The sequence below is a fragment of the uncultured Fretibacterium sp. genome (genome assembly GCF_938040765.1).
In the GTDB taxonomy this organism is placed as follows: domain Bacteria; phylum Synergistota; class Synergistia; order Synergistales; family Aminobacteriaceae; genus CAJPSE01.
In genome coordinates this window covers 1-8,327 of record NZ_CALIAA010000142.1, presented here as the reverse complement: position 1 = coordinate 8,327, position 8,327 = coordinate 1, and the positions used below count along the sequence as shown (strand labels likewise).

At 63.4% G+C, this 8,327-nt stretch carries 10 protein-coding genes and 1 pseudogene; 6 read left to right on the top strand and 5 right to left on the bottom strand.

Annotated elements, in window-relative coordinates:
* Positions 1–176: 176 nt before the first annotated feature.
* The 5 genes from Q0176_RS05345 to Q0176_RS05325 all read left to right on the top strand — a co-directional run bounded on the left by Q0176_RS05345 (position 177) and on the right by Q0176_RS05325 (position 5,336).
* Positions 177–1,676, top strand: a complete 1,500-nt coding sequence (locus tag Q0176_RS05345) for an AMP-binding protein (RefSeq protein ID WP_299299977.1) — start codon at positions 177–179, stop codon at positions 1,674–1,676.
* Between the two features lie 5 nt (positions 1,677–1,681).
* The gene (gene xth / locus Q0176_RS05340) at positions 1,682–2,467 is read left to right on the top strand and encodes an exodeoxyribonuclease III (RefSeq protein WP_299299975.1); all 786 of its coding nucleotides are present in this window, start codon (positions 1,682–1,684) and stop codon (positions 2,465–2,467) included.
* 11 nt (positions 2,468–2,478) lie between these two features.
* On the top strand, positions 2,479–3,309 hold the full coding sequence (locus Q0176_RS05335) for an alpha/beta hydrolase (RefSeq protein ID WP_299299973.1): 831 nt from the start codon (positions 2,479–2,481) through the stop codon (positions 3,307–3,309).
* A 73-nt stretch (positions 3,310–3,382) separates the two neighbouring features.
* Entirely contained in the window at positions 3,383–4,588 is a 1,206-nt protein-coding gene (locus Q0176_RS05330) for a DUF819 family protein (protein ID WP_299299971.1), read from the top strand.
* A gap of 19 nt (positions 4,589–4,607) precedes the next feature.
* The gene (locus Q0176_RS05325; RefSeq protein ID WP_299299969.1) at positions 4,608–5,336 is read left to right on the top strand and encodes a M15 family metallopeptidase; all 729 of its coding nucleotides are present in this window, start codon (positions 4,608–4,610) and stop codon (positions 5,334–5,336) included.
* Between the two features lie 53 nt (positions 5,337–5,389).
* On the opposite strand, the gene Q0176_RS05320 is transcribed toward Q0176_RS05325, so the two are convergent.
* Both Q0176_RS05320 and Q0176_RS05315 read right to left on the bottom strand, forming a co-directional pair.
* On the bottom strand, positions 5,390–5,539 hold the full coding sequence (locus tag Q0176_RS05320; protein WP_299299967.1) for a hypothetical protein: 150 nt from the start codon (positions 5,537–5,539) through the stop codon (positions 5,390–5,392).
* A gap of 75 nt (positions 5,540–5,614) precedes the next feature.
* Positions 5,615–5,812 (bottom strand): hypothetical protein, encoded by a 198-nt coding sequence (locus tag Q0176_RS05315; RefSeq protein ID WP_299299966.1) that lies wholly within the window; start codon positions 5,810–5,812, stop codon positions 5,615–5,617.
* A 402-nt stretch (positions 5,813–6,214) separates the two neighbouring features.
* On the opposite strand from Q0176_RS05315, the gene Q0176_RS05310 reads away from it, so the two are divergent.
* A complete protein-coding gene (locus Q0176_RS05310) occupies positions 6,215–6,976 on the top strand; it encodes a cyclase family protein (RefSeq protein WP_299299964.1) in 762 nt (253 codons plus the stop codon).
* Positions 6,977–7,077: 101 nt separating this feature from the next.
* On the opposite strand, the gene Q0176_RS05305 is transcribed toward Q0176_RS05310, so the two are convergent.
* The 3 genes and pseudogenes from Q0176_RS05305 to Q0176_RS05295 form a co-directional block, all read right to left on the bottom strand.
* Positions 7,078–7,464 carry a redoxin domain-containing protein gene (locus tag Q0176_RS05305; protein WP_299299979.1) on the bottom strand — a complete coding sequence of 129 codons (387 nt, stop codon included), beginning with the start codon at positions 7,462–7,464 and terminating at the stop codon, positions 7,078–7,080.
* A 12-nt stretch (positions 7,465–7,476) separates the two neighbouring features.
* On the bottom strand, positions 7,477–7,704 hold the full coding sequence (locus tag Q0176_RS05300) for a hypothetical protein (protein WP_299299962.1): 228 nt from the start codon (positions 7,702–7,704) through the stop codon (positions 7,477–7,479).
* Positions 7,705–7,966: 262 nt separating this feature from the next.
* Positions 7,967–8,327, bottom strand: a pseudogene (locus Q0176_RS05295) (hypothetical protein); the annotation flags it as partial.

The window sequence follows — 8,327 nt, the reverse complement described above, 5'->3', positions numbered from 1 at the left end:
CGGCAGCCGCTCGCTTCGTTTGCGGGCCGATCAGTCTCAGGATAGCGGCGTAGGGGAATGGGGGCGAAGACCCCATGCATCTTTATCTCCGGTAAAATATGCACCTTTGTTTCAATTAGTGCTCCAAGGGTCTTTCATTATCCACGACAACTATGATTACGCTATGGAGGTCTCATATGTCTCAGCGACTCGAACAACTGGCCGGCGAAAGCGTCCTGGCCCACAGCGGAGAGCCCTGCTTCTGGTGGGAGGGGCAATGGCACGACGGCGCGGAGCTTCTGCGCCTGACGGACTCATGCGAAAAGGCCCTCGTTCAGGCCGGCTTCACGGAGGGGCAGCGGCTCGTCGTCATGATGAAGAACTGTCCCATGATCCCGGCGCTGTCCCTGGCCGTCTGGCGTCTGGGCGGGGCCTTCTGTCCGCTGAACGTCGCCTCCGGGATGACCGCGTTGCTGCGGACGCTCGATCTGATCGAGCCCTTCGGCGTGATCGTTTCAGATTCGGTGAAGAAAGAGGTGGGGCAGGTCCTGCAGGAGAGGGGCATTCCCTGCGTCGTCTGTCCGCCCGAGGGCCCCCTGCCCCCCTTCCATGGCAGATCCGTAACCCCGGAGTCCCGCGACCTGGCCGTCATCTTCGCAACCTCGGGCACGACGGGGCTGCCCAAGGCCGTTCCCCTCACACATTCGAATCTCATCGACAACTGTCAGAGGACCCGCGAGGCCGTTGCCGAACTGGTGCCCGGGGACGTGTTCCTGAACGTCCTGCCCAATTTCCACTCCTTCGGCTACACCGTCTCTACGGTCCTGCCCCTGACCATGAATGCCCGGATGGCCATCGTTCCCGCCTTTCTTCCCCCTCAACCCGCGATGAAGGCGATCCTCGAGGCCCCCGTCACCATCCTGTTCGCGGTCCCGGCGATCTTCTCCTATCTGATCGGGGCCGTGAAGCGCGGGTCCTTCCCCAAGGAGGGGCTGAGCCGAACAAAACTGATGATCTCGGGCGGCGACCGTCTGAACCCCAACCTGCACGAGCAGGCGCTCCAGCTCGTCGGGAAGGACATCATGGAGGGGTACGGGCTGACGGAGACCTCCCCCGTCGTCGCGGTCAACCGCAGCTACGCAACGCACCGCACGGGAACCGTCGGGCCCCTCATCGGCGGATACGAGTGGCGCCTGCGCACGCGCGAGGGACAGCCGGCAACCGAAGACGAGGGGGTACTCTGGCTTCGGGGCGCCTCGGTGACGCGGGGCTATTTCCGCGCCCCCGAGCTCACGGCGGAACGCTTCGACGGCGACTGGTTCAACACGGGGGATTACGTGCGCATCGAGGACGGATATATCCGCATCCTGGACCGCGTTACGGACATCATCATCGTCGGCGGCTTCAACGTCTACCCGCAGGAGGTCGAAAATGCCCTGGCGGAGCACCCGGACGTCCAGACGGCCATCGTCGTCGGGATGCCTCACCCCGTCAGCGGCGAGATCGCAAAGGCCTTCGTGCAGCTCAAGGAGGGGGGGACCGTCACGGAACGCGACCTGATAAAGTTCGCCAAGGAACGACTGGCCCACTTCAAGGTTCCCCGCAGCGTCGAGTTCGTGGACTCGTTTCCCCTGTCCGGGACGGGAAAGATCCTGCGCCGCGTGCTGCGCCAGCAGGCCGCGGAGAAGGGCCTGTGACCCCCATGGGGAAGAGGATCCGACTGGCGACCTTCAACGTGAACTCCGTCCGCAGCCGGCTTCCGGTCCTGGAACGCTGGTTGCCCGAGGGGGACGTGGACCTCCTCTTCCTCCAGGAGACCAAGGCCACGGACACCGACTTTCCGGCCGCGGCCTTCGAGGCCATGGGTTACTCGGTCCGCTTCTGCGGAGAGAAGTCCTACAACGGGGTCGCGGCGGCGGCCCGCGACGCCAGGGCCCTGGAGGATGTGACCTTTGGATTCGAGGACGGCGAGGAGCCCGGCTTCCCGACCCGCGTCGCCCTGCTTCGCTGGGGGGAGCTCACGGTGCTGAACACCTATGTGCCCCAGGGCAAGGCGCTTGATCACCCCGACTACGAGGTCAAGAAACGTTTTCTGGATCGGGTCCGTGCCATCGTGGAGCGCGAGGCGGCCCGCCCCTTCGTCTGGGTCGGGGACCTCAACGTGGCCCCGACGGAGATCGACGTCACCAATCCCGCCAACAAAAAGGATCACGTCTGCTTCCACACGGACATCCGCGCAAAGTTCGCCGGGACGGCCGAGGGGCTGGTCGACGTATTGCGCCGTTTCCGTCCCGACCCCGGGGAATACACCTTCTTCGATTATCGGGTGAAGGACGCCCTCGACCGCAACATCGGCTGGCGGATCGACCATATCCTCGCCTCTCGTCCCCTGGCGGAGCGTGCGCTCGACTGCTTCGTGGAGCGCGCCCCCCGGGGTTGGGAGAGGCCGTCGGACCACACGCCCCTCGTCGCGGACTTCGCGCTCTGAGCCCGACGGCCTTGAGACCCCTGCAGCTGGGACAGGACATACCCGTTCGGGACCGGGACAATCCGCCGGGACTCGCGGGGTTCTCCTGTCCCTCAGAGGACGGGGTGCTGTTCGGCAGCGTCTACTACGCCGAGGGGAAGGGCAACCCCACCATCCTCATCTGCCACGGATTCCCCGGACTGGAGAAAAACTGCGACCTGGCCCAGGCCCTGCGTCAGGCGGGATTCAATGTCGTCACCTTCTCCTATCGGGGCGCATGGGGCAGCCGCGGCGTCTTTACCTTCGCCGGAACGGCACGGGACGTCGCCAACGTGACGCGCCATGTGCTGCGCCGCAAGCTGCCCTTTCCGGAGCGGTTCGACGCCGATACCGTCATCCCCGTCGGCTTCAGCATGGGGGCCTTTTCCGCCCTGCGCGCGGCGGCCGCGTGCCCGGAGATTCGGAGCCTCGGCCTGATCGGGGTCTGGAATATCGGCCGGGACGCGGAGGCAAGCCGGACCGACCGTCCCCTCAAGGAAAGGCTCGACAGGCTTCTGGTCGGGGCCGGATGCCTGGAGGGCACGACCCGCGCTGCCCTATGGAATGAAATCTTATGGAGGACGGAGGAGTTCGACCTCCGCCGCGACGCCCTCTCCTGCGGGGGCAAACGCATCCTGCTGCTGGGTGCGGCGCAGGACGAGGCCGTACCCGGCGATGTGCATCAGCGGCCCCTGGCGGACCTGCTGCGCAGGGTGGGAGCGGAGGTGACGGAGCGCATCCTGCCCGGCGACCACTCCTTCTCCGCGCACCGCTGGGCTATGGTGGGAGCCGTCCTCGACTGGCTGGGGGCTCTGGGGTATTGAGCCCCTTACGTATAGACTGAAATCACTCCGGCGGCACGCCGGGGATATCGATCAGGGAGGACTGAAAATCGCTATGGAGACTTGGATCAAGGCGGACGACATCTGGTCGTTGTGGGCAATTATCGTCGGGTGGGCGGCCGTGAGCATCTACCTGGAGCAGAGGTACCACTGGGCCGCGAAGGTCAGCGGCGCGATCATCGCGCTGCTGGGAGCGCTGGTCCTGGCCAACCTGGGGGTCATCCCCACGGACAGCCCGGTCTACGACAGCATATGGGGCTACGTGGTGCTGCTGGCCGTCCCCATCATGCTCTTCAAGGCGAACCTGCGCAAGATCTGGCTGGAGAGCGGCAGGACATTTCTGGCGTTCCACATCGCGGCCATCGGAACCGTCGCCGGTACCGTCCTGGGCCTGCTTTTCTTCGGACGCTGGATGCCGGAGGCGCTTCAGGTCGGCGCCATGATTACGGGCAGCTACATCGGCGGCACGGTCAATTTCGTCGCCATGTCCTCCCAGTTCCAGGCCTCGCAGAACGTCATCAACGCCTCCATCGTCGCGGACAACCTGAACATGGCGCTTTACTTCTTCGTGCTCCTGGCCATTCCCAGCATCGCGTTCTTCCGCAGACACTACGCGCATCCCTATGAAAAGGGCGCCAACGAGGGGGTCGGGGAGGGCGAAAATCGCGCCGCAAGCTACTGGGGACGCAAGGAGATATCGCTTCTCGACATCGCAAAGGTCGTGGCCTCCGGCTTCATCCTGGTGGCGGTCTCCGTCAAGCTGGCGGACTGGATGGGAGCGCATCCCTCCCTGCCGACCGCCCTGCGGGGTATTCTGGGCAGCAAATATTTCGTCGTGACGACGCTGACGGTGCTCATCGTCACGCTGTTCCCCAAGTTCTTCGAGGAGGCCCGAGGCTCCCAGGAGATCGGGACCTTTCTTATCTACATCTTCCTGGTGGTGATCGGAACGCCCGCCTCCATCAAGGCCATCCTGTTCCAGAGCCCGATCATCCTGCTATTCTGCTCGTTCGCGGTCGTGGTCAACATGGCGGTGACGCTGCTGGTGGGCAAGCTGTTCGGCTTCAACCTGGAGGAGCTGCTCATCTCGTCCAACGCCACGATAGGCGGCCCGACGACCGCCGCGGCGATGGCCATCAGCAAAGGTTGGGACGACCTCGTCCTCCCGGCGATGCTCGTCGGCGTCTGGGGCTACGTCATCGGGAACTGGATCGCCATCGCCCTGGGGCAGGCCGTATTCCCCAGAATCCTTGGTCTGTGAGCCCTTCCGGGATGTCGGCATGAGAGCGACTCCGATCGAGCCCTCCCCCGTTGCGTTCACCTGGACCGGCTCGCGGTCCATCCCCATAGAGGAGTGCGGTGAGCCGCTGGTCCCCATCAGCTGCTGTCCGGAGCGCGTTCTTGTCCGGCCTCAGTATTATTTTCAGGGCCTGACCCACGCACTGCCGGAGATCTACCTCCGCGAGGGCGTATTCGAGCGTCTGCTGACGGCATCCCAGGCCCTGCCCTCCGGCCATCGGTTCGTCGTGCTGGATGGATGGCGTCCGCTCCCCCTGCAGCAATCGCTCTTCGACCGCTACAAGGACGAGCTGGCCCAGAAGCGGCCCGAACTGGATGAGGAAGCGCTGAGGGAGCTGGCGCGCCGCTTCGTTGCAGAGCCCAGGAGCGATCCGCGCTGCCCCTCCCCCCACAGTACGGGGGGCAGCGTCGATCTGACCGTGGCGGACCCCATGGGGCGCATCCTCCCCATGGGGTCGGAGTTCGACGAGACCTCGGATCGGTCGGAGACCCTGTATCTCGAATCCCGCACGGATGGGGACCTCTCCGAGGGGGAGCTCCGGGCACTCGGGAACCGCAGGCTTCTCTATCACGTCATGGTCTCCGCGGGGTTCACGAATTACCCCGACGAATGGTGGCACTTCGACTACGGCAATCAGAACTGGGCCCTGATGTCCGGCCGTAAAGCCGCCGTTTACGGCCGGGGTGTCCCCGCGCTGCGCTGGCTGTAAGTTCTTACATGACAAGAGGCGGCGCCGGGAGCTCCCGGCGCCGCCTCTGCCTGTCAATCCTCCAAGGCGTTTCGGACCAGCAGATACGACGCCCCTCGATAGTCCCTGCGGTCAATCAGGGGGATGCCCCCCTCGAACCTCATGTCGGACCGGATGTAAAGGGTAAGGCCGTCCGCCTCGGTTTTGACGTATTCCCCTCTCACACTCTCATATCCCAGCTTGGATTTCTTCAAGTGATCGGGTGCGCCATTCCCAACGAGAATGGATTCGCTCTCCCCTCAACACCCCCGATACATCCCCCAGTAAAGATACCCTACGGAGCCGCGCTCCCGCAGCAGAGCGGCTCCTTCCGGAGTAATCCGGAAGGCCGGATCCTCCGCCCCCAAGGCCGCATTCGCGAGGGGGAAAAGGCAGGCCAGCAGAACGACAGCCAGAAGTTTCCTCAATACCACGTCACTTCCCTTCCTGATCTTCAATACCTGGATTGCCTCCCGCAGGGGGCAGACTCATCCAAGACGGACACCCCGCAGGACACGGACATTCTAGAGCGGTACCGACCGTTCCGTAAGGGCATTTTACCGGAAACCCCCATCGCCGCCGCCCGTGAGAGGAGCGAGGCATATCTTCGAGCCGGCGAACTCATCGACCTCCTCACTCATCGACATTCCCACTTTACTTCGCTGCGTACTTAAGTTAGCATAATGGAGACGGGGCGAAAAAGACGGCGCACAGGGTCGGCGCCCGTAAAAAAAACCCTCGACGCGATGACGCAGCCCCGGAGCGTCTCCGTCCGCTTTCGGAACTGCGGCCTTCCGGGTCGTCGACCTCACACGACGCCGGCGACCGCATCATTCGATAAGATAAAAGGAGCGAGAGTCATGACGCAATCCCCGAAGGATATCAGTCTGCTGGAGATTTTCGAGGTTTTGAAGACCAAGCGTTTTGTGGACATGACCCACGCGTTCTCCGCCCAGATCCCCCACTGGCCCGGCTTTCCTCCGGCGAGGATGGAGACCGTCTACCACTACGACGAGGGGATCGGGACGCTGGGCTCGGGGTTTCTGGCCCACCTCTATACGCACAGCGGCCAGTGGGGCACGCACGTCGACCCGCCCGCACACTTCATCAAGGGAATGCGGACCCTGGACGAGCTGGACGTGAAGGAGATGATCTGCCCCCTGGCCGTTTTGGACGTCCACGAGAAGGCGGCGAGGAACCCGGACTATGCGGCCGCCCCCGAGGACCTGACGGATTGGGAGCGCCGAAACGGCCGCCTGCCCGAGGGGGCCTTCGTCGCGCTGCGCACGGACTGGCACAAGCGCTGGCCGGACAAGGCCGCGTTCGCCAACGCCGATGCGGCCGGAGCGCCTCACTTTCCGGGCTGGGGGATGGAGCTTCTGCGGGTTCTCTGCGAGGAGCGGCACGTCCGCGCACTGGGACACGAGACCACGGACACCGATCCCGGCTGCACCGGAAGCCTTCCGGGGGAGACCTACGTGCTGTCCCGGGACATCTACCAGATCGAACTGCTGACGAACCTCGACCTGCTTCCTGAGTGGGGCTCCCTGGTCGTCGCCTCCTGGCCCAAGCCCTACAAAGGCTCCGGGTTCCCGGCCAGGGTGTTCGCCATCCTGCCCTGAGCCACCGGCCTCGAGCAGCGAAACACCCCGTGCCCCGAATGCGGGCGCTCCCCACCTCGAACGGGGCAGCGCCCGCATATCGTGCCGCGGTCCATGAAGCGTCAACTCCGCCCGTCGAGGACCGCCAGCAGCTCCTCGGAACCGGGCCTCCGGGTGTAGTCCGACTCCGTCCAGGCATAAAGGATCCTTCGTTCCTCATCACACACGAAGACGGCCGTCACGGGGAGCTCCCAGCTCTCGTCGCCGTTGTACTTCGAAAGGTCCAGCCCCTTGGCCCGGTAAATATCCCGAACGGCCGGCTCGACCGCGAAGACCAGGTCCAGGCTCCGAGCATAGGCGTTGCCGGGGTCGCTCACCAAAGGAAAGCCCAGCTTCAACTTCTCGGCCAGCGCATCCATCCGATCTCCGGTCATCGGCGAGAGGGCGACGATATCCGTATTCCTGGAACGGAACGCCTCGAGGGCCGCGCTATAGTCCTGCAACTGCAGAACGCAGTAGCCTCACCACGCCCCCCTGAAGAAGACCAGGGCCAGCCGACGGGAAGTCCCTCGAGGTTCCGTCGCTCCTAGCGTGGGAGGAAGCGGCGGCAGAAAGTCCCACACCCTCGGCGTCCTGCGCACCATCGCATCCACGTTATCCTGAAACCGCCTCATGATCCTCCGCTGTTCCTCGGTGAAGCGCGAGGGAGAGTCCGAACGGAACCGATCCAGCTTTTCCTTCAACGACATCTTCCAGCCTCCTCCATGCAGAAAAAATTTTCCTCGAATGACCTCTGAAATCAATTATATCCGACGGTGCTTCGTACCGGCATAAAGCCGTTTGCTCAGAAGCCGCTCTTCCAGACCGCACCTTCCGCATTCTTTTACTGAAGACCTTTCCTCTTTTTCGGGTCAGGTTTTTCCCTTCAATTTGACAACTTTCCCTTTTTCCCCTATTCTTCAAAAACGAGGCGTTTCGATTTGTTTCGGGAAATAAGTTGACGTCTCCGCGTTAGAGGGCGAGGGGGAGGAGACCGTGAATGACGCATACGGACGAAGGATCGATTATCTGCGGCTTTCCGTGACCGACCTCTGCAATTACCGCTGCATTTACTGCATGCCGGACTCGGGAGTGCCCAAGAAGGAGCATTCGGAGGTTCTGTCGGTCGAGGAGTGCATCGACGTGGCGCGACATCTCATCTACGCCGTCGAGGGCTTGATCTATCTTTCTATTGCCCTCAAACTTGAACGGGATCGTTACGATACCGACGGTGAGGATTCCCATATTCTTCGCTTCACGGGCGATGACGGGCGCTGCACCGGTTCCCGTTCCGCCGCCCATACCGGCGGTGATGAAAGCCATCTTCGTGCCG

Coding starts and splice junctions, on each gene's coding strand:
- Q0176_RS05310 (WP_299299964.1), top strand. CDS start 6,215: ATGACGCAATCCCCGAAGGATATCAGTCTGCTGGAGATTTTCGAGGTT.
- Q0176_RS05325 (WP_299299969.1), top strand. CDS start 4,608: ATGAGAGCGACTCCGATCGAGCCCTCCCCCGTTGCGTTCACCTGGACC.
- xth (WP_299299975.1), top strand. CDS start 1,682: ATGGGGAAGAGGATCCGACTGGCGACCTTCAACGTGAACTCCGTCCGC.
- Q0176_RS05300 (WP_299299962.1), bottom strand. CDS start 7,704: ATGTCGTTGAAGGAAAAGCTGGATCGGTTCCGTTCGGACTCTCCCTCG.
- Q0176_RS05330 (WP_299299971.1), top strand. CDS start 3,383: ATGGAGACTTGGATCAAGGCGGACGACATCTGGTCGTTGTGGGCAATT.
- Q0176_RS05345 (WP_299299977.1), top strand. CDS start 177: ATGTCTCAGCGACTCGAACAACTGGCCGGCGAAAGCGTCCTGGCCCAC.